Here is a 20,383-nt window from a genome sequence, read left to right on the forward strand (position 1 = left end):
GTCACCGGCGCGCCAACTCCGTTGTCCGGGCGGCCAGTTCACTGATCCGTACGCCGTCGAACCCGAACACCGCGCTGCGCACCCGGTCCTCGAGCGGCTCCGTCCACTGCTCGGGGACCGCGTCCGCGCCGCACAACACGCCCGCGACCGACCCGGCCGTCGCGCCGTTGGAGTCCGTGTCGAGACCGCCGCGCACCGTCAGGGCCAGGGTGCGGGTGAAGTCCCCGTCGCCGTACAGGAGTCCGGCCGTGATGACGGCGGCGTTCGGGACGGTGTGGATCCAGCCGAGGCCGCCCGTCTCCTCCTCGACCGTGGCCAGGGTCTCCTCCCAGGTCAGCCGGGAGTCGTGGAGCGAGATCGTGCGCCGCACGACACGGGCGAGACGGCTGCTCGCGGGGATCACCGTCAGCGCCGCGTCGAGGGCGGCCCTCGGGGTCGGCGCCGTGAACGCCGCCGACACCAGGGCCGCCGCCCACATCGCCCCGTACACGCCGTTGCCGGTGTGCGAGAGGACCGCGTCGCGGCGGGCCAGGGAGGCCGCGCGGCGCGGCGCGCCCGGGCTGGTCCAGCCGAAGACGTCCGCGCGGATCAGACCGCCGATCCACTCCTGGCAGGGGTTGTCGTACGTGGCCGTCAGCGGCGGCTTCAGGCCGTTGGCGAGGTTGCGGTAGGCCGCGCGCTCGGCCGTGAACGTCTGGAGGTAGGGCAGGCGCAGCAGCCACAGCTCCCCGACCTGTTCCGTGGTGAAGGCGAAACCGTGGGTCTCCAGGAGGTGCAGGCCGAGCACCGCGTAGTCCACGTCGTCGTCCCGGCAGCTGCCGTGGATCCGTCCCCTGACGCACGCCCGCCATTCCGGACGCAGTGCCAACTCGACGTCGTCCGAAGGGGGTTCGGGCAGATAGTCGGTGAGCGGCAGGGCCTCGGCCTGGCGCAGATAGCGGTCGATGCGCGCACGCGTCCACACCTCGCCCTGCTCGACCGGCTTGCCGAGCATGTTCCCGGCGATCCGGCCGAGCCAGCCGCCGAGCACACGGTCGGCGAGGGCGCGTTCGGTGAGCTGAGGGCTCGTTGGCGTCATGAGTCCGGTGTACCCGTTTCCCCGCGTCAACTGTCTTCGGCGTTGCGTGACTTGGCGGCACGTCGGCGGAGCCGGTGGTGGCGGGCGGCGGCCGGGCCCTGCTCCGAGATCGCGTCGCCGACCATCGCGCGCACCGCGTCCCGCAGCCCGTGCAGCGCGTGCCCCCGCGCCGGCCCCGCGCCCGGGTCCTCGCGCAGCTCCTTCAGCAGCGCCCAGCACAGTGCCAGCATCACCACGACGAAGGGGAGGGCGACCAGGATCGTCGCGCTCTGCAGGGAGTCCAGGCCGCCCGCCACGAGCAGCACCGCCGCGACCGCCGCCATCAGCACGCCCCACGTCACCACCAGCCAGGTCCGCGGGTGCAGCGCGCCCCGGCTGGTCAGCGATCCCATCACCAGGGACGCCGAGTCCGCGCTCGTGACGAAGTACGTCATGACCAGGATCATCGCCACCCAGGACGTGATCGTGCCGAGCGGCAGCGCGTCCAGCATCGCGAAGAGCGACGCCTCCGCGCTCTCGTCGACCTCCGCCGCCATGTCGACCTTGCCGGTGAAATCGAGCCGGATGCCGGTACCGCCCATCACGCAGAACCAGACCACCGTCGCCCCGCTCGGCACGAGGAGCACGCCGACCAGGAACTCCCGGATGCGCCGGCCCCGCGAGATCCGCGCGATGAACGTCCCCACGAACGGCGCCCACGACAGCCACCACGCCCAGTAGAAGATCGTCCAGGAGCCCAGCCACGTCCGGTCCGTGAAGGCGCCCGTGCGCGACGCCATCGGCAGCAGCTCGTGCAGATAGCCGCCGACACTCGCCGGGATCGCGTCGAGGATGTACACGGTCGGGCCGAGCACGAACACGAACAGCATCAGGCAGGCCGCGAGCACGAGGTTCAGGGTGCTCAACCACTTCACGCCCTTGTGCAGACCGGAGAAGGCCGAGCCGACGAAGGCGGCGCCGAGCCCGATGATGATGATCAGCTGGAGGGTCGTCGTGTTCGAGACGCCCGTCGTCAGGTTCAGCCCCGTGGCCACCTGCAGCGCGCCCACACCGAGGCTCGTCGCCGTACCGAAGACCGTCGCGAAGACGGCCAGCAGATCGATGATCCGGCCCGGCCAGCCCGCCGCCCGGCGCTCCCCGATGAGCGGGACGAACACCGAGCTCAGCCGGTTGCCCCGGCCCTTGCGGAACCCCGCGTACGCGAGCGCGAGGCCCGCGATGCCGTAGATCGCCCACGGGGTCAGCGTCCAGTGGAAGAACGAGTACTCCATCGCCACCAGCGCCGCGCCGCCGGTGCGCGGCTGCGCGCCGCTCGCCGGCGGCGGGTTCAGGTAGTGGGTGAGGGGCTCCCCGACCCCGTAGAACATCAGGCCGATGCCCATGCCCGCGCTGAACATCATGGCGATCCACGCCAGATTGGTGAACTCCGGCTCGCCGTCGTCGCGGCCCAGCCGGATCCGGCCGAACCGGCTGACCGAGAGCACCAGGCACAGCACGAGGAAGGCGTCGGCGGCGACCACGAACAGCCAGGCGAAGTTGTCCAGGACCCAGGTCAGGGCGGCGCCCGACGCGCTCTCGAAGGAGTCCTTGCCGAGCGCGGCCCAGGCGACGACGGCGAGCACCACGGTGATCCCGATGCCGACGACGGTGAAGTCGGGAGCGTCGGAAGCCCCTTCGGAGCCGGGGGGCGGGGAGTCCGGGGCCGGATGATCGATCGTTTCCGTGCTCATGCCGACCCACTATGGACGCATATGTGCGGATACAGGCGGCTGGCACGCCGTCCCGCCGACCGGACAACCATGGGCAGCGACCCCCTCCTGCGGTTATGGTCGCAGCGGCGCGACTGCCTTGACGCGAGCAAGGCCCGAACAGCAAGGGGAGACCAAGGTGGCGGACGCTGCACAGGCCGCGCGGCACGTGTTGATCGCGGCGGACAAGTTCAAGGGCTCGCTCACCGCGGTGCAGGTCGCACAGCGTGTGACGGCCGGTCTGCGCCGGGTGGCGCCCGAGGTGACCATCGAGTCCGTGCCCGTCGCGGACGGCGGTGACGGCACCGTCGCGGCTGCGGTCGCGGCCGGGTTCGAGCGGCGCGAGGCGCGGGTCACGGGCCCGGTCGGCGAGCCGGTGACGGCCGCGTGGGCGCTGCGCGACGGCACGGCCGTGGTGGAGATGGCGGAGGCGTCCGGCCTGCAGCTGCTGCCCGAGGGCGAGTTCGCGCCGCTGACGTCCACGACGTACGGCTCGGGCGAGGTCATCGCGGCGGCGCTCGACGCGGGCGCGCGCACGATCGTCTTCGGCGTCGGCGGCAGCGCCACGACCGACGGCGGCGCGGGGATGCTGGCCGCGCTGGGCGCCCGGTTCCTGGACGGTGCGGGTGCGCCGGTCGGGCCCGGCGGCGGAGCGCTCGCCGCGCTCGCCTCCGCGGACCTCTCCGGTCTCGACCCGCGTCTCGCCGACGTGGAGATCGTCCTCGCCAGCGACGTCGACAACCCGCTGACCGGCCCGAAGGGCGCCCCCGCGATCTACGGCCCGCAGAAGGGGGCCTCTCCCGAGGACGTCGCCGAGCTGGACGCCGCGCTCGGCCACTACGCGAAGGTGCTGTCGGAGTCGGTCGGTCCGAAGGCCCTGGAGGACGCCGAGTCGCCGGGTGCGGGCGCCGCGGGCGGGATCGGCTACGGGGCCCTGGTCGCCCTCGGCGCGAGTTTCCGTCCCGGCATCGAGGTCATGCTCGACGTCCTCGGGTTCGCGCCCGCGCTGGCGAAGGCCACGCTGGTGATCACCGGTGAGGGCTCCCTCGACGAGCAGACGCTGCACGGCAAGGCGCCGGCCGGGGTCGCGGCTGCGGCGCGGGCGGCAGGCATCGAGGTCGTCGCGGTCTGCGGCCGCCTCGCCCTCGCGCCGGACGCGCTCGGCCGGGCCGGGATCCGTCGGGCGTACGCGCTGACTGAGGTGGAGCCGGATGTGGCCCGCTGCATCGCGGAGGCCGGGCCGATTCTGGAGGACGTGGCGGAGCGCATCGCCGCGGACTTCTTGAGCTGAGCCGGGTTCGCCGGGCGCCTGATCGCGCGGTTCCCGGCGCCCCGGTTCGCCGTCGCGTCTGCCGGGTGTCTGTCGCGTGGGCGGGTGCGGGCCGGTGGTCCTGCTTCGCGCGGTTCCCCGCGCCCCTCGCGCCGTCGCGTCTGCCGGGTTGGTGTATGTCTCGCGGGTGCGGGCCCGGTGGGGCTTCTCGCGCGGTTCCCCGCGCCCCTGAAGCGATCTCCGCTCGCCCAGGGGAAGTTGCGCGCAGCGCATGCTTCAGGGGGAGGCACGGCGAAGCCGCTGCCTCAGGGGTGCGGGGAACTGCGCGACCAGCCCCCACCGGGCCCACACGCGCCTGACCAGACTCTCCCCTACGGCGAACCGGCGTGCTTTTAGGGATCACGGCCCTCGTCGGAAATGCCCCGTCACGGCCCACCTCCACCTCCCGGACGCCTCTTCCCGCCCCGCGCGAGGACCGCCATGCCCCGCACCCCGGTAAGAGCCCGGCGCACGCGTCCCGCCTTTCGGTCAGACTGCTCTGACCTGCACAAGAGCTCTGCCCCGCCTATCCTCGACTAGGTCAACAGCCAGGCGGAGGAGACCACTTGAAGCGCACCGTCACCACCACCGAGGACGTCCTCGACCTGCTCGACGAGCTGATCGCACCGCTGACGGACCACGGCAACTGGTGGGACCGGTTCTACGCGGAGCGGAACCGTGACGTGCCGTTCTTCGTCGACAAGCCCGACGAGAACCTCGCCGCCCACCTCGACCAGGGGCTGATCCCGCCCGGCGCCCGCGTCCTCGACCTGGGCTGCGGGCCCGGCCGCAACGCCGTACACCTCGCCACCCGCGGCTTCGACGTCGACGCCGTCGACCTCTCGGCCACCGCCCTCGCCTGGGGCAAGGAACGCGCGGCCGCCGCGGACGCGTCGGTGCGCTTCCATCACGGCAACATCTTCGACGTACAACTCCCGCACGCGTCGTACGACGTGGTGTACGACTCCGGGTGCCTGCACCACCTCGCGCCGCACCGCCGCATCAGCTACCTCGCCCTGCTCGACCGGCTCCTCGCCCCGGGCGGCCACTTCGGCCTCGTCTGCTTCGCCGCGGGCGAGATGGGCTCCGAGCGGCCCGACGCGGAGCTGTACCGCGAAGGCGTCGGCCTGGAGGGCGGGCTCGCGTTCACGGAGGACGAACTGCGGCACGTCTTCCGTGAGTTCACCGAGGTCGAGATCCGGCCCATGGCGGCGCGGGGCGCGGAGTCGGCGACGTTCGGGCAGCCGTTCCTGCTCACCGCGATGTTCCGCCGCACCCCCCGCTGACCCCGCCGCCGCGACTCACCCCGCCGCCGACGACAACCGGTACGCGTCCAGCGCCAACGTCATCTCCATCAGGTCCCGCGGCCGCGACAGCGACCGTGACGTCAACTGCTCCAGCCTGCGCAGGCGGTTGAAGACCGTGTTGCGGTGGCAGTACAGGCGCCCGGCGGCGCGGCCCGCAGAGCCTTCGCAGGCCAGCCAGGCGTCCAGGGTCTCCAACAGGACGGCACGGTCGGCCGGTTCGAGGGCAAGGAGCTCACCGAAGACGCCGGAGACGAGCCGCTGCGCCAGGTCGGGCTGGCTGACCACCAGGGCCGTCGGCATCCGCTGGTCCAGCCGGACGACGCCCGTCGTGTCGGGCGGGCAGGTGCGCAGGGCGAGTTCGGCGAGGCGGCGGGCGTGACCGAGTTCGGCGAGGCCCCGGACGACCGGGCTCAGCCCCCCGGGACCCGGGCAGCGCCCGTCGAGCAGCGCCGCCACGTCGTCGAGGGTGCGGCCCGCGCCGAGCGCCACCACACCCACCTCGCAGTCCGCCCGCATCCGCCACACGAACCGGAAGTCGGGGTCCTGCACCCTCCGGTGGAACGCCTCCCTGCTGTCACGGCGCTCCACCCGCAGGACCACCACCGCGTACGGGCCGTGCTCCGGAAGATCGAGCCCCGCGGCCGCGCGGCCCGCGAGGCCGGGCGCCGGACGGCCCTCCAGGAGCGCGTCGAGCAGCGCCTGCATCTGCTCGTCGGTGCGACGGCGCAGCTCCAACTCCGTGGCCCGGTAGGCCTCCGAGGCCGCCGCGGCCTGCGCGTCCACCGCCGCCCACACCATCGTCGCCGACCGCATCAGCGCCTTCAGCCGCTCGGGTTCGCCGCCCGCGCTCTCCATCAGCGCGTCCCAGACGAGATAGCCCGCGTTGCGGTACGCGTGCACGAGCAGATCGAGCGGCAGGCCCTGGCCCGCCCGGCGCCGGCCCGCCTCCTCCGCGTACGACAGATCACGGCGCGGCGCGTCCCGCGGCGCCGTGATCGTCTCGACGCCGATCCGCATGGCCTCCTCGGCCTCCCGCCACTGCGCGTCGTACGGCAGCACCCGCGCGTACACGTCCGAGTACGCGAACAGCTGGCGCAGATGTTCGTCGACGAGCTCGGGAACCCGGTCGAGGAGTGTCGTGCACGCCTCCCTCAGCAGCTTCCAGTCCTGGCCCGTACGGTGCTTGCGCCCGCCCATCGCCCCTCCCCAAAGGCTCGTAAAGCGACGGCAAAGGACTCATTCGCTGATGCGGAGGATGCCACCCCGCGCCCCTCCCCGGCAGGCCCCTGACGCGGGGTCTTGTGCGCGCGCACAACGGGGGCGGTCGGGCGCTGGGCCCACGCAGCGATTACCGGGCCGCCCGTGGACGGGCCGCCCGCACGGTGCTGTCGTGAGCGCCACCGGGTCACAGGCCCGGACCAGGGGGACGCACACAGCGACGCACACAGGGGCGCACACGTGACCGATGCAGAAGAACCACCCGGGCTCGCCGTGGACGACATGTCCGTCGGCTACGGGCCCGTACGCGCCCTGCGCGGCGTGACCTTGAAGGTGCCGAAGGGCGCCGTGGTCGCCGTGCTGGGCGGCAACGGCGCCGGCAAGTCCACACTGCTGCGGGCCGTCTCGCGCACGCTCGGCTTCCACGGAGGCGCGGTGACGTCGGGCGAGGTGCGGTTCGGCGGGCGGCGCGTCAGCGGCCTGAGCGCCGACCGGGTCGTCGCCGCCGGGATCTGCCAAGTACCGGAAGGGCGGCAGGTGTTCGCCCGGATGACGGTCGCCGACAACCTGCGCGCGGGGGCCCTCGGCTCGACCGGCTCGCGCTCCGCGAAGGCGGCCGCGCTGCGCCATGTGCACGAACTCTTCCCGGTCCTCGCCGACCGGGCGCACCAGCGGGCCGGGCTGCTGTCCGGCGGCGAGCAGCAGATGCTGGCCGTCGGCCGGGCCCTGATGGCCGAGCCGAAGCTGCTGCTCCTCGACGAGCCGTCGCTCGGCCTCGCCCCGCTGATGGCGGCCCGGATCGCCGACACGATCCGCGAGATCAACGCACAGGGGGTCTCCGTGCTCCTCGTCGAGCAGAACGCGACGCTGGCGCTGCGCCTGGCCTCGTACGCGTACGTGCTCGATGTCGGCGAGATCGCGTTGCACGGGCCCGCCGATGAACTGGCCGGGTCGGACGAGGTGCGGCGGCGGTACCTCGGGGTGGTCGACGAGGACGCCGCGGCGGACGCCTCCGGCGGGGTTCGGGATGCCGCGGTGCTGCGGGCCTGGGGAGGTGGGCGGTGATGGGGTTCGCCTTCGCGCCCCGCGGCGGAGCCGCTGACCGGCACAGCCCCGCGCCCCTTCGGGGCGCCACCGAGGGAGGTCCGCGATGAGTGACGTACTGCCCCTCCGGGTCCGGGACCTGACCGTGCGGTTCGCCGGGCTGACCGCTCTCGACGGGATCGGTCTCACCGTCGAGCCCGGCACCGTGCACGCCGTCATCGGGCCCAACGGCGCCGGCAAGTCCACCACCTTCAACGTCCTGTCCGGGGTCTACAAGGCCACCTCCGGCACGGTCCACCTGGGCGACACGGAGCTGACCGGCCTGTCCCCGCACCGGATCGCCGCCCTCGGTGTCGCCCGGACCTTCCAGAACCTGGCCCTGCCGCCGCGCACCACGGTCGCCGACAGCCTGCTGCTCGGCCGGCACCGGCTGACCCGGGCCTCGTTCGTCTCGGCCGGGCTGCGGCTGCCGTCCGCCGTGCGGGAGGAGCGGGCGCACCGCGAACGCGTCCGTGAGATCGCCGAGTTCGTCGGCATCGCCGATCAACTGGCCACGCCCACCGGCGCGTTGCCGTACGGCGCGCAGAAACTCGCCGAGCTCGCCCGCGCCCTGTGCATGGAGCCGAGCGTGCTGCTCCTCGACGAGCCCGTCGCCGGCATGACGGCCGACGAGCGCCGCCGTACCGCCGCCGTGATCGCGGGCGTCCGCGACAGCCTCGGCATCTCGATCGTCCTGGTGGAACACGACATGGGAGTCGTCATGCGCCTCGCGGACGACGTCACCGTCCTCGACTTCGGGCGGCGTATCGCCGGGGGACCACCGGCCACCGTCCAGAACGACCCGGCGGTGATCCAGGCGTACCTGGGCGCCCCCGAAGAACCGGAGAGCGCCGCATGACCGATCTCTCGACCTTCCTCGAACTGCTGCTCAACGGCGTCTCGATGGGCTCCGTCTACGCCCTCATCGCCCTCGGCTTCGTCGTGATCTTCCGCGCCACCGAGGTCGTCAACTTCGCGCACGCCTCGCTGCTGCTCGCCGGCGGTTACGTCACCGCCTCGCTCCACGACGACATCGGGTTCTGGCCCGCGCTCGGCGTCGGCATCGCCGCCGCCGCGGTGGTCGGCGCCGCCGTCGAGTTCTTCGTCATGCGGCGCTACCGCGGCCACGACCACAGCGTCCTCGCCATCGTCACCATCGGCGTCGACATCCTGCTCACCACCGAACTCACCCGCCGGCTCGGCACCGACGTGCTCCCGCTCGGCGACCCGTGGGGCGACGCCGTGCTCACCGTCGGCGGCGTCTCCATCGCGCACACCCGGATCGCCGCGTTCGTGGCCGCCGCCCTGCTCATCACCGCGTTCCTGCTCACCTTCCGGTACACGTCATGGGGCGTGGCCATGCGCGCCGCCGCCGAGAAGAGCGAGACCGCCGCGCTGATGGGCATCCGGCTCGGCAGGGTGTCGCTCGGCGCCTGGGCCGTGGCCGGCGGGCTCGCCGCCGTCGCCGCGCTGTTCCTGACCGTGTTCCCGACCCCCGGCCTCGAACGCGCCACGTCCCTCGCGGCGTTGAAGGCCTTCCCCGCCGCGATCCTCGGCGGGCTCGACTCCACGACCGGCGCGCTGGTCGGCGGCCTGATCGTGGGCATCACCGAGTCCCTCGCCACCGGCTACCAGAGCGAACTCGCCTTCATGGGAAGGGGACTCGGCGACGTCGCCCCCTACCTCGTGATGACGGCGATCCTCCTCCTGCGGCCCTCCGGACTCTTCGGCACGAAGGAGCTCGCCCGTGTCTGACACGCTCGCCCCGGCCCGGGCCACCCCCGAACCCGTCGCCCCGGCCCGTACGTTGCTGTCGCGCCGCCGCACGTATGTCACCGGCGTCCTCGCCCTCGTACTCCTGGCGATTCCCTTCTACCTCGACCGGTTCTGGCTGCAGGCGGGGCTGTTCGCGATGGCCGCCGCGATCGGCGCCATCGGCCTCAACCTCCTCACTGGCGCCACCGGCCAGCTCTCCATGGGCCACGCCTTCTTCCTCGCCGTCGGCGCCTACGGGTACTGCGTGTTCGCGGGGGAGAGGGGCCAGGAGTTCGCGGGCCTCGGCCTGCCGCCCTGGCTCGCCGCCGTGCTCGCCGTGCTGATGGCGGGCGCCGCGGGAGGCCTGTTCAGCCCCATCGCGGGGCGGCTGCAGGGCGCGTACCTCGGCATCGCCACCCTCGCGCTGATCTTCATCGGGCAGCACGTGCTGTTCAACGCCGAGGACCTCACCGGCGGCGCCAACGGCCGCGACGTCCCGGTCATGAACCTGTTCGGCCTCGGCTTCGACGAGAGTGAACTCACCATCGGGGGCGTGCCGTTCGGGTCCGCGGAGAAGCTCTGGTACCTCGGCCTCGTCCTGACGCTCGCCTGCGGCCTCTTCGCCCGCGGCGTGCTGCGCGGGCGCCCCGGCCGCGCCATGAACGCCATCCGCGACCACCGCATCGCCGCCGGAGTCCTCGGCGTGCCGGTCGCCCGCTACCGGGGAGCCGTCTTCGTGCTCTCCTCCATGTACGCGGGTCTCGCCGGGGTGCTCCTCGCCCTGGTCTTCCAGCGCACCGTGCCGGACTACTTCGGCATGACGCTCTCCCTCGAGTACCTCGCCATGATCGTCATCGGCGGTCTCGGCTCGGTCGCGGGCGCGGTCGTCGGCGCCGCGTTCGTCTCGCTCCTGCCCCAACTCCTCACCCGCTACAGCGATGCGCTGCCCCTCGTCTCGGCTCCCGGAACCGGCGGCATCGCCCCCGGCGAGGCATCCCGCTACCTCTACGGCGCCGCCGTCGTGGCAGTGGTCCTGTTTTTGCCCGGCGGCCTCGTGCGGCTCGCCGCCCGGCGCGCCCGGAAACACCCTCAGGAGGACGCATGACCATTTCCCATCCCCTCGGCCGCACGCTCACGGCATCAGCCGTGGCCGCGCTGCTGGCGCTGACCGCGGCCTGCAGCTCCAAGGCGAAGGACGACGACGGCGACCAGCAGAGCGCGGGCGGGGTCAAGACCGGCCAGGGCATCTCGGGCAAGACCATCAACCTGGGCGTCCTCACCGACATGACCGGCGTCTACGCCACGCTCGGCAAGAGCGTCACCCAGGCGCAGCAGCTCTACGTGAAGCAGACCAACGCCGCCGGCGGCATCTGCGGCTACCAGCTCAAGCTGACCGTCCGCGACCACGGCTACGACCCGCAGAAGGCCGTCGCCGGCTACACCGAACTGGAGCCGGAGGTGCTCGGCTTCACCCAGTTCATCGGCTCGCCGTTCGTCGCCGCGGTCGAGAAGCGCATCGCCCAGGACAAGGCCCTCGTACTGCCGCAGGCATGGTCGGCGAACCTGCTGGGCAACCCGTACGTCCGCGTGATCGGATCGACGTACGACTACGAGACGATCAACGCCGTCGACTTCCTGATGAAGGAGAAGGGCCTGAAGAAGGGCGACAAGCTCGGCCACGTGTACTTCGAGGGCGACTACGGCGAGAACGCCCTCAAGGGCTCGAAGTTCATCGCCGACAAGGCCGGGCTCACCGTCGTCGAGCAGAAGATCAAGCCCACCGACAACGACATGACCGCCCAGGTCGCCGCGCTGAAGAAGGCGGGCGTCAAGGGCATCGTGATCAGCGCGGGCCCGCGCCAGGCGGCCTCCCTCGTCGGCGTCGCGGCCGCGGCGAAGCTGAACGTCCCCATCATCGGCAACAACTCGGCCTACTCGCCCCAGCTCCTCGCCACCCAGGCGGGACCGGCCCTGATGAAGAACTACTGGGTCGCCTCGCCGTCGCTGCCCATCGGCGGTGACACACCGGAGGCGAAGAAGCTCGTCGCCGACTACCGGAAGGCGTACCCGAAGGACTCCCTCGACAACGGCGTCGTCGCCGGCTGGACGGCCGCGTCCCTCTACGGCGAGGCCCTGAAGAAGGCCTGCGACAGCAAGGACCTGACCCGCGAGGGCGTCGACAAGGCGCTGCTCACACTGGACTCCTTCGACAACGGCTTCGGCGTCGACCAGAACTTCAGCGACCCGAAGGCCCCGTCCTCGCAGCAGTCGGTGATCCTGCAGCCCGACAAGACGGCGGTCGGCGGCACCAAGGTCGTCAGGGAGGCGACGGAGGCGGCCGAGGCCAAGTCCTACGCGGAGTCCGCCAGTTGATGCTCGTACGCGCCGGCGGGCACCCTTAGCGCCGCCCGCCCCGCGTCGACGAACAGCCGGGTCGCGCGTGTGCGGCCCGGCCAGTCGGCCGAAAAGCACCACACCGCCCCGAAAACACGTGGACCACCCCGTTCCTCGCGCGGGACCCTTGGCTGCGCCCGGCCCACCCACGCCGGGCCCCACACCCGCCGACATCCAAGGGACGGGATCGGATTGACCGACTTAAGCGAAGCGCCGCCGAGCCGGGGCTCCGTGCTCCTCGCACTGCGCTACTACGGACGCGAGCTGACCCGGGCACGACGGGTCGCCGCGCCCGCGCTCCTGCTGCCGGCGCTCGCCAATACCTGCCTCAACTACCTCGCACCCCTCGTCGTCGCCAAGCTGATCGGCCACCTCGCCGACGGCGGCGACCGCACCCTCGACGCGCTGCTGCCGTACGTGCTCGGCTTCGCCGGTGTGCTCCTCGCCGCCGAAGTGCTGTGGCGCGTCGCCTTCCACTGCATCAACCGGCTCGAAGGCCGCGCGATCGAGAGCCTCTACGTCATCGGCATGGACGAGCTGTACGCGAAGGACGCCACGTTCTTCCACGACAACTTCGCCGGCTCCCTCACCAAGCGCGTCCTGAGCTTCGCCCAGCGCTTCGAGGAGTTCGCCGACGCACTGATCTTCAACGTGATGGCCACCATGGTGCCGATCGTCTTCGGCTCGGTGATCCTCTGGCGGTACGAGCCGCTGCTCGTCGTCGTGCTCCTGGCGATGATCGTCATCACCGGCGCGTGCGTGCGGCCCCTGATCCGCCGCCGCCAGAAGCTGGTCAACCAGCGCGAGGCGGCGTTCGCCCGGATGTCGGGCCACGTCGCCGACAGCCTCATGAACATGGAGACGGTCCGCGCCTTCGCAGCCGAGGAGCGCGAGGCCGCCGAGCACCGCAAGCGGGTCGGCACCGCACGGCGCCTCCTGCTCAGGTCGTGGGACTACGGCAATCTGCGCGTCGACACCGTCGTCGCACCGCTGTCGGTGGCCACCAACGCCCTGGGACTGCTGCTCGCCGTCGTCCTCGTGGGCGAGGGGCACAGCGTCGAGGCGATCGTCGTCGCGTTCACGTACTTCACCAACGCGACGCGGATCATGTTCGAGTTCAACCAGATCTACCGCCGCTTCGAGAGCTCGATGACGGAGGCGGCGCAGTTCACGGAGCTGCTGCACGACAAGCCGAAGGTCCTCGACCCGGCCGAGCCCGAGCCCCTGCGGCCCTCGCCCGCCGACGTCCGCTTCGAGCAGGTCTCGTACGCGCACGCCGGAGCCGAGCCGCTGTTCACCGGGCTCGACCTGAACGTGCCCGGTGGCACGAGGATCGGCCTCGTCGGCCGCTCCGGCGGCGGCAAGACCACCCTGACCAGGCTGCTGCTGCGGATGATGGACATCGACGGCGGCCGCATCCTGATCGGCGGCCAGGACATCTCCCGGCTGCGCCAGACCGACCTGCGGTCCTTGATCGCGTACGTTCCCCAGGACCCGGCCATGTTCCACCGCAGCCTGCGCGACAACATCGCCTTCGCCCGGCCCGGCGCCACCGAGGCGGAGGTCCGGCGGGCGGCGCAGGCGGCACACGTCACGGAGTTCGCGGACGCGCTGCCCGACGGCTTCGACACCATGGTCGGGGAGCGCGGCATCAAGCTCTCCGGCGGCCAGCGCCAGCGGGTCGCGCTCGCCCGCGCGATCCTGCGCGACGCCCCGATCCTGCTCCTGGACGAGGCGACCAGCGCACTCGACTCGGAGAGCGAGCTGCTGGTGCAGGAGGCGCTGTGGCGGCTCATGGAGGGGCGCACGGCCCTGGTCGTCGCCCACCGGCTGAGCACCGTGGCCGGCATGGACCAGCTCGTCGTCCTGGACCACGGGCGGATCGTCGAGCAGGGCAGCCATGAGGAGCTGCTGGAGGCCCGCGGCACGTACGCCAAGCTCTGGCAGCACCAGTCGGGAGGTTTCCTGCAGGAAGCCGCGTAGAAGCCCCGTAGGCACGCGAAGGGCCCCGAACCAAAAGGTTCGGGGCCCTTCGACGACGTACCGGAACGCTACGGAAGCTGAGCCGCGCGCGCCTCACGACGGTTGTCGCGGAAGTTGTTCACCCGGCGGGCCGTGGCGAACAGCGGGATCACCGCGCCGAGCACCAGCTGCAGCGCACAGCCGGTCTGGAGCAGCAGCTGACCGCCGGGGGCGTCGAACGCCCAGGCCGCCAGCAGACCCATGCTCAGCACGATCCACGACAGCATCGCGACGGCGAGGCGGCCGCGCGGCTTCGGGTACTCGACGCGGCTCACCATCAGCCACGCGGTCCCGATGATCGCGAGGAGCGTCGCCACGAAGGGCAGCTCCAGCAGGACGATCGAGACGACCGTCAGCGCGCCGAACGGCGACGGCATGCCCTGGAACGTGCCGTCCTTGACGGTGACGCACGAGAAGCGGGCAAGCCGCAGCACCACCGCCAGGAGCACCACGATCGCCCCCACCGCCGCGACTCTCTGGTGCGCGTCGTCGGCGACCATGCCGTAGACGAGCACGAAGTAGGCGGGCGCCAGGCCGAAGCTGATGAGGTCGGAGAGGTTGTCCAGCTCCGCACCCATCGGCGACGAACGCAGCTTGCGGGCCACCAGACCGTCGAACAGGTCGAAGATCGCGGCGGCCAGCATCAGGATCACGGCGGTCGCGGCGGAGTGCCGCGCCATGCCGGAGTCGTTGCTGCCCTGGATGTGCGGGATCAGGATGCCGGTCGTCGTGAAGTAGACGGCCATGAAGCCGCACGTCGCGTTGCCGAGCGTCAGGGTGTCCGCTATCGACAGGCGCAGTGAGAGCGGCATCTCCTCCGCGTCGTCCGCACCGTCGGTGTCAGTGGCCCAGGCCTGCGCCTCGGGGTCAGTCACGGTCAATGCGAGTCACCCCCGCCGTCGTCTTCTGGCCGACCTCGACGTCGACCTCGACCCCTTCGGGGAGGTAGATGTCGACGCGCGAACCGAAACGGATCAGACCGATGCGCTCGCCCTGCTCGACCTTCGTGCCCTGCGGGATGTACGGCACGATGCGGCGGGCGACGGCGCCGGCGATCTGGATCATCTCGATGTCACCGAGCTCGGTGTCGAAGTGCCACACCACCCGCTCGTTGTTCTCGCTCTCCTTGTTGAAGGCGGGAACGAAGCCACCGGGGATGTGCTCGACCGAGGTCACGGTGCCCGCGAGGGGAGCGCGGTTGACGTGGACGTTCAGCGGGCTCATGAAGATCGCGACGCGGGTGCGACCGTCCTTCCACGGCATGATGCTCTGCACCACACCGTCGGCCGGGGAGATGACCCGGCCGGGGGCGATCTCGCGCTCGGGGTCCCGGAAGAACCACAGCATGCCGGCCGCCAGAGCGGTGGTCGGGACGGCGAGTGCTGCTGCCTTCTTGGAACGACGCGAGCGCGCAAGGCTCAGTGCGGCCGTGGCGACGGTCGGAAGAAGCCACGGCGATGCTCCGCGCGCAAGGCGACCACCGAGGAAGCCGTCGCGAGGTGCAGAGGTTTGGCTGTGGGGCATGGATGACCTTCGTAGCGGATGAGGCCGCGCTGGTTACGGGGGGACGGCGGCTTTTCCCGGGATGGTATCGGTTGCGAGCCACAACTGGGCAAGCCAGGAAGCGACATCAGGCTGTGAGCTTCGGCCGGGGAGTGCCTACGGGGTGTGATCTTCTTCGCGAAGAAAACACCCCGAATCTGGACACTCCGGACGGACTCAGCCCTGGAAGCGATACTCCTCGAGAAGTCGGCGTCCAATGATCATTTTCTGGATCTCGGCGGTACCTTCGCCGATCAGCAGCATGGGTGCCTCGCGGTAGAGGCGCTCGATCTCGTACTCCTTCGAGAACCCGTAGCCGCCATGAATCCGGAACGCGTCCTCCACGACTTCTTTGCAGTATTCGGAGGCCAGGTACTTGGCCATTCCTGCTTCGAGGTCGTTTCGTTCCCCGGAGTCCTTTTTGCGTGCTGCGTTCACCATCATCGCATGGGCGGCTTCGACCTTGGTAGCCATTTCGGCCAGCTTGAACTGGATCGCCTGGTGCTGGGCGATGGGCTTGCCGAAAGTGTGACGTTGCTGGGCGTAAGAGACGCCCAGTTCAAATGCACGCTGTGCGACACCGCAACCACGCGCCGCCACATTCACGCGGCCGACTTCGACACCGTCCATCATTTGGTAAAACCCTCGGCCGGTGCTGCCCCCCAGCACGCGATTGGCCGGAATCCGTAGGTTGTCCATGATGAGTTCGGTGGTGTCGACCCCCTTGTAACCCATCTTGTCGATCTTCCCGGGGATGGTCAGACCCGGACGGACCTCTCCGAATCCCGGTTCCTTCTCCACGAGGAAGGTCGTCATCGACTTGTGCGGGGCGGTGCCCTCGGGATGACCTTCGTCACTTCGCGTGAGAACGGCCACAAGAGTTGACGTTCCGCCGTTGGTCAACCACATTTTCTGGCCGTTGAGGACGTACTCGTCGCCGTCCTTGACCGCCTTCGAGGTGATCGCCGACACATCGGAGCCGAGGGCCGGTTCGGACATGGAGAACGCGCCGCGCACCTCGCCGAGCGCCATCCGCGGAAGGAAGTACTCCTTCTGCTCCTGCGTTCCGTGCTGCTTGAGCATGTACGCCACGATGAAGTGGGTGTTGATGATGCCGGAGACCGACATCCAGCCGCGGGCTATCTCCTCCACGCACAGCGCGTACGTGAGCAGCGACTCACCCAGACCCCCGTACTCCTCGGGGATCATCAGGCCGAAGAGGCCCAACTCCTTGAGCCCGTCGACGATCTCTTGCGGATACTCGTCGCGGTGCTCCAGCTCGGTGGCGACCGGAATGATCTCCTTGTCCACGAAGTCCCGGACGGTGGACAGGATCTCCTGCTGGACGTCGGTGAGACCGGCGGTCTGGGCGAGTCGCGCCATGGTTACTTCTCCTGCTGCTTCAGTTCGGGGCGGCCGGGCTGCTCGCCGCCGCGCTCCTTGATGTACGTCTCGGTGGGCACCATCACCTTGCGGCGGAAGACGCAGACGAGCGTGCCGTCCTGCTTGTAACCCTTGGTCTCCACGTAGACGATCCCGCGGTCGCTCTTCGACCTCGACGGTGTCTTGTCCAGGACCGTCGTCTCGCCGTAGAGGGTGTCGCCGTGGAAGGTCGGCGCCACGTGCTTCAGCGACTCGATCTCCAGGTTGGCGATGGCCTTGCCGGAGACGTCCGGGACCGACATCCCGAGCAACAGGGAGTAGATGTAGTTCCCGACGACGACGTTCTTGCCGAAGTCCGTCGTCTTCTCCGCATAGTTGGTGTCCATGTGGAGGGGGTGGTGGTTCATCGTGAGCAGACAGAAGAGGTGGTCGTCGTACTCGGTGACCGTCTTCCCGGGCCAGTGCTTGTAGACGTCCCCGACGGTGAACTCTTCGTAGGTGCGGCCGAATTGCATGGTTGTCACGCCTCCGGGGCTTCGAACTTCGAGGTGCGCCGCATGCCGGCCGCACGCCCCTTGCCGGAGATGACGAGCGCCATCTTCCGCGAGGCCTCGTCGATCATCTCGTCGCCGAGCATCGCCGAGCCCTTCTTGCCGCCCGCCTCGGACGTGTAGTACTCGTACGCGTCCAGGATCAGCTCGGCGTGGTCGAAGTCCTCCTGGGAGGGGGAGAAGATCTCGTTCGACGCCTCGACCTGGCCCGGGTGCAGCACCCACTTGCCGTCGAAGCCGAGGGCCGCGGCGCGCTGGGCGACCTCGCGGTAGCCGTCCACATTGCGGATCTGCAGGTAGGGGCCGTCGATCGCCTGGAGGTCGTTGGCGCGGGCCGCCATCAGGATCTTCATCAGGATGTAGTGGTAGGCGTCGGCGCCGTAGCCGGGCGGCTGCTCGCCGACGACCAGGGACTTCATGTTGATGGACGCCATGAAGTCGGCCGGGCCGAAGATGATCGTCTCGACGCGCGGGGAGGCCTCCGCGATCGCGTTGACGTTGTTGAGGCCCTTGGCGTTCTCGATCTGCGCCTCGATGCCGATCTTGCCGACCTCGAAGCCCATCGTCTTCTCGATCTGCGTGAGCAGCAGGTCGAGCGCGACGACCTGGTCGGCAGTCTGGACCTTCGGCAGCATGATGCAGTCGAGGTTCTGGCCGGCGCCCTCGACGACGGTCACGACGTCGCGGTACGTCCACTCGGTCGTCCAGTCGTTGACCCGCACGACGCGCGTCTTGCCCGTCCAGTCGCCCTCGTTGAGGAACTTGACGATGGTGTGTCGGGCCTCCGGCTTCGCCAGCGGCGCGCAGGCGTCCTCCAGGTCCAGGAAGACCTGGTCGGCCGGCAGTCCCTGGGCCTTCTCCAGGAAGCGGGGGTTGCTTCCCGGCACCGCGAGGCAGGAGCGGCGCGGGCGGAGACGGTTCACCTGGGTCATGCGGGGACCTCCAACGGGTCGAGATGGTTCGCTTGCCGGATCTCGTCGACGATACGGCCGATGATCTCCGTGATGCCGAAGTCCTTGGGGGTGAAGACGGCGGCCACACCCGCCCGCTTCAGGTCCTCGGCGTCGGCGTTCGGAATGATGCCCCCGACGATCACGGGGATGTCGGTGGCGCCCGCCTCGCGCATCCGGTCGAGCACGTCCGGCACCAGTTCGGCGTGCGACCCGGACAGGATCGACAGGCCGACGCAGTGCACGTCCTCGGCGAGCGCGGCGGACACGATCTGGTCGGGCGTGAGCCTGATGCCCTGGTAGACCACCTCGAACCCGGCGTCGCGGGCGCGGACGGCGATCTGCTCGGCGCCGTTGGAGTGGCCGTCCAGGCCCGGCTTGCCGACCAGCAGGCGGAGCTTGCCGCCCAGTTCGTCGCCGGTGCGGCGGACCTTCTCGCGGACGAGGGCGAGCGGGGTGCCCTCCTCCGCGGTCACCGCGACCGGCGCCGACGAGACGCCCGTGGGGGCCCGGAACTCGCCGAACACCTCGCGCAGCGCCCCCGCCCACTCGCCGGTCGTGACTCCGGCGCGGGCGCACTCGAGGGTGGCCTCCATGAGGTTCTCCGTGCCCGCGGCGGCCTCCTTGAGGCGCTCCAGGGCCTGCTGCGTGGTCGGGTAGTGGAACGGGTCGCCCATGCCCTGCCGGTCGCTCGACTCCTGACGCGTCGTGCGCCACTCGCCGATCGCCCGGACGACCTTCGCCTCGACGCCGTGGTCGACCGTCATGATGGCGGTGTCCAGGTCGGCGGTGAGGGGGTTCGGCTCGGTCGACTCGTAGACGTTCACACCGACGATCTTCTCCTCGCCGGCCTCGATCCGCGCGCGGCGCTCGGCGTGCGACGACACGAGCTGCGACTTCAGATAGCCCGACTCGACGGCGGCCATCGCGCCGCCCATCTCCTGGATCCGCTCGATCTCCGCGAGGGAGTCGGCGACCAGCTCGTCGACCTTCTTCTCGATGACGTGCGAGCCCGCGAAGATGTCCTCGTACTCCAGGAGGTCGCTCTCGTGCGCGAGGACCTGCTGGATGCGCAGCGACCACTGCTGGTCCCAGGGGCGGGGGAGCCCCAACGCCTCGTTCCAGGCGGGGAGTTGGACGGCTCGGGCGCGCGCGTCCTTGGACAGTGTCACGGCCAGCATCTCGAGCACGATCCGCTGGACGTTGTTCTCGGGCTGGGCTTCCGTCAGCCCCAGCGAGTTGACCTGCACGCCGTACCGGAAGCGGCGCTGCTTCGCGTTCTCGATGCCGTACCGCTCGCGCGTGATCTGGTCCCAGATCCGCCCGAACGCCCGCATCTTGCACATCTCCTCGATGAAGCGGACTCCCGCGTTCACGAAGAAGGAGATGCGGGCCACGACGTCCCCGAACTTCTCGGCGGGGACCTGCCCTGAGTCGCGTACGGCATCGAGAACGGCGATGGCGGTGGACATCGCGTACGCGATCTCCTGGACCGGTGTGGCCCCCGCCTCCTGAAGGTGGTACGAGCAGATGTTGATCGGGTTCCACTTGGGGATGTGGGACACCGTGTAGGCGATCATGTCGGTCGTCAGGCGCAGGCTCGGGACCGGCGGGAAGACGTGCGTCCCCCGCGACAGGTACTCCTTGACGATGTCGTTCTGCGTCGTGCCCTGGAGCGTGGCGATGTCCACGCCCTGCTCCTCCGCGACGACCTGGTAGAGCGCCAGAAGCCACATGGCGGTGGCGTTGATCGTCATCGAGGTGTTCATCTGCTCCAGGGGGATGTCCTGGAACAGTCGCCGCATGTCACCGAGGTGGCTTACCGGGACGCCGACCCGTCCCACCTCGCCGCGGGCGAGGATGTGGTCGGGGTCGTAGCCCGTCTGGGTCGGCAGGTCGAAGGCGACCGACAGACCCGTCTGGCCCTTGGCGAGGTTGCGGCGGTACAGCTCGTTGGACGCCTCCGCCGTGGAGTGACCGGCGTACGTGCGCATCAGCCACGGCCGGTCCTTCTGACGCTCAGTCATGATGCTGTGCTCCCCG

17 protein-coding genes are annotated in these 20,383 nt (G+C 70.5%); 8 read left to right on the forward strand and 9 right to left on the reverse strand.

From position 1 onward, the window contains the following. Position 1: 1 nt before the first annotated feature. Complete coding sequence (locus B072_RS0115135) at positions 2-1,078, reverse strand: ADP-ribosylglycohydrolase family protein (protein ID WP_018530802.1); 1,077 nt, start codon at positions 1,076-1,078, stop codon at positions 2-4. Between the two features lie 26 nt (positions 1,079-1,104). Continuing rightward, positions 1,105-2,808: a BCCT family transporter gene (locus B072_RS0115140; RefSeq protein WP_018530803.1), complete on the reverse strand. Its 1,704-nt coding sequence runs from the start codon at positions 2,806-2,808 to the stop codon at positions 1,105-1,107. Between the two features lie 157 nt (positions 2,809-2,965). Between B072_RS0115140 and B072_RS0115145 the strand changes: the two genes are divergently transcribed. Both B072_RS0115145 and B072_RS0115150 read left to right on the forward strand, forming a co-directional pair. After that, complete coding sequence (locus tag B072_RS0115145) at positions 2,966-4,117, forward strand: glycerate kinase (RefSeq protein ID WP_018530804.1); 1,152 nt, start codon at positions 2,966-2,968, stop codon at positions 4,115-4,117. A 584-nt stretch (positions 4,118-4,701) separates the two neighbouring features. Continuing rightward, positions 4,702-5,421, forward strand: a complete 720-nt coding sequence (locus B072_RS0115150; RefSeq protein WP_018530805.1) for a class I SAM-dependent methyltransferase — start codon at positions 4,702-4,704, stop codon at positions 5,419-5,421. 15 nt (positions 5,422-5,436) lie between these two features. Here the strand turns inward: B072_RS0115150 and B072_RS0115155 are convergent, their stop codons facing one another. Further along, on the reverse strand, positions 5,437-6,639 hold the full coding sequence (locus B072_RS0115155) for a PucR family transcriptional regulator (protein ID WP_018530806.1): 1,203 nt from the start codon (positions 6,637-6,639) through the stop codon (positions 5,437-5,439). A 303-nt stretch (positions 6,640-6,942) separates the two neighbouring features. Between B072_RS0115155 and B072_RS43260 the strand changes: the two genes are divergently transcribed. From B072_RS43260 to B072_RS0115185, 6 genes are all read left to right on the forward strand, one after another. Then, on the forward strand, positions 6,943-7,725 hold the full coding sequence (locus B072_RS43260; protein ID WP_051127191.1) for an ABC transporter ATP-binding protein: 783 nt from the start codon (positions 6,943-6,945) through the stop codon (positions 7,723-7,725). Positions 7,726-7,810: 85 nt separating this feature from the next. Then, positions 7,811-8,602 carry an ABC transporter ATP-binding protein gene (locus B072_RS0115165; RefSeq protein WP_018530808.1) on the forward strand — a complete coding sequence of 264 codons (792 nt, stop codon included), beginning with the start codon at positions 7,811-7,813 and terminating at the stop codon, positions 8,600-8,602. Next, entirely contained in the window at positions 8,599-9,498 is a 900-nt protein-coding gene (locus tag B072_RS0115170) for a branched-chain amino acid ABC transporter permease (RefSeq protein ID WP_018530809.1), read from the forward strand. Before B072_RS0115165 ends, B072_RS0115170 begins: the two co-directional genes overlap by 4 nt. Then, complete coding sequence (locus tag B072_RS0115175) at positions 9,491-10,603, forward strand: ABC transporter permease subunit (RefSeq protein WP_018530810.1); 1,113 nt, start codon at positions 9,491-9,493, stop codon at positions 10,601-10,603. The genes B072_RS0115170 and B072_RS0115175 overlap by 8 nt, the downstream gene beginning before the upstream one ends. After that, positions 10,600-11,871, forward strand: coding sequence for an ABC transporter substrate-binding protein (locus B072_RS0115180; protein ID WP_018530811.1), 1,272 nt, complete (start codon positions 10,600-10,602; stop codon positions 11,869-11,871). The genes B072_RS0115175 and B072_RS0115180 overlap by 4 nt, the downstream gene beginning before the upstream one ends. Positions 11,872-12,123: 252 nt before the next feature. Beyond that, positions 12,124-13,875, forward strand: a complete 1,752-nt coding sequence (locus tag B072_RS0115185; protein WP_018530812.1) for an ATP-binding cassette domain-containing protein — start codon at positions 12,124-12,126, stop codon at positions 13,873-13,875. 68 nt (positions 13,876-13,943) lie between these two features. Here B072_RS0115185 and pssA read toward each other — a convergent pair whose 3' ends face one another. From pssA to B072_RS0115215, 6 genes are all read right to left on the reverse strand, one after another. Further along, complete coding sequence (gene pssA, locus B072_RS0115190; protein ID WP_051127192.1) at positions 13,944-14,726, reverse strand: CDP-diacylglycerol--serine O-phosphatidyltransferase; 783 nt, start codon at positions 14,724-14,726, stop codon at positions 13,944-13,946. 55 nt (positions 14,727-14,781) lie between these two features. Then, on the reverse strand, positions 14,782-15,438 hold the full coding sequence (locus B072_RS0115195; protein WP_078506431.1) for a phosphatidylserine decarboxylase: 657 nt from the start codon (positions 15,436-15,438) through the stop codon (positions 14,782-14,784). 195 nt (positions 15,439-15,633) lie between these two features. After that, complete coding sequence (locus tag B072_RS0115200) at positions 15,634-16,839, reverse strand: acyl-CoA dehydrogenase family protein (protein ID WP_018530815.1); 1,206 nt, start codon at positions 16,837-16,839, stop codon at positions 15,634-15,636. A gap of 2 nt (positions 16,840-16,841) precedes the next feature. Continuing rightward, positions 16,842-17,354, reverse strand: coding sequence for a MaoC family dehydratase (locus B072_RS0115205; RefSeq protein ID WP_018530816.1), 513 nt, complete (start codon positions 17,352-17,354; stop codon positions 16,842-16,844). 5 nt (positions 17,355-17,359) lie between these two features. Beyond that, positions 17,360-18,322, reverse strand: a complete 963-nt coding sequence (locus B072_RS0115210) for an HpcH/HpaI aldolase/citrate lyase family protein (RefSeq protein WP_018530817.1) — start codon at positions 18,320-18,322, stop codon at positions 17,360-17,362. Continuing rightward, positions 18,319-20,367 carry a protein meaA gene (locus B072_RS0115215; protein WP_018530818.1) on the reverse strand — a complete coding sequence of 683 codons (2,049 nt, stop codon included), beginning with the start codon at positions 20,365-20,367 and terminating at the stop codon, positions 18,319-18,321. The genes B072_RS0115210 and B072_RS0115215 overlap by 4 nt, the downstream gene beginning before the upstream one ends. Between the last annotated feature and the right edge of the window lie 16 nt (positions 20,368-20,383).

Source organism: Streptomyces sp. HmicA12, from assembly GCF_000373565.1.
GTDB lineage: Bacteria > Actinomycetota > Actinomycetes > Streptomycetales > Streptomycetaceae > Streptomyces.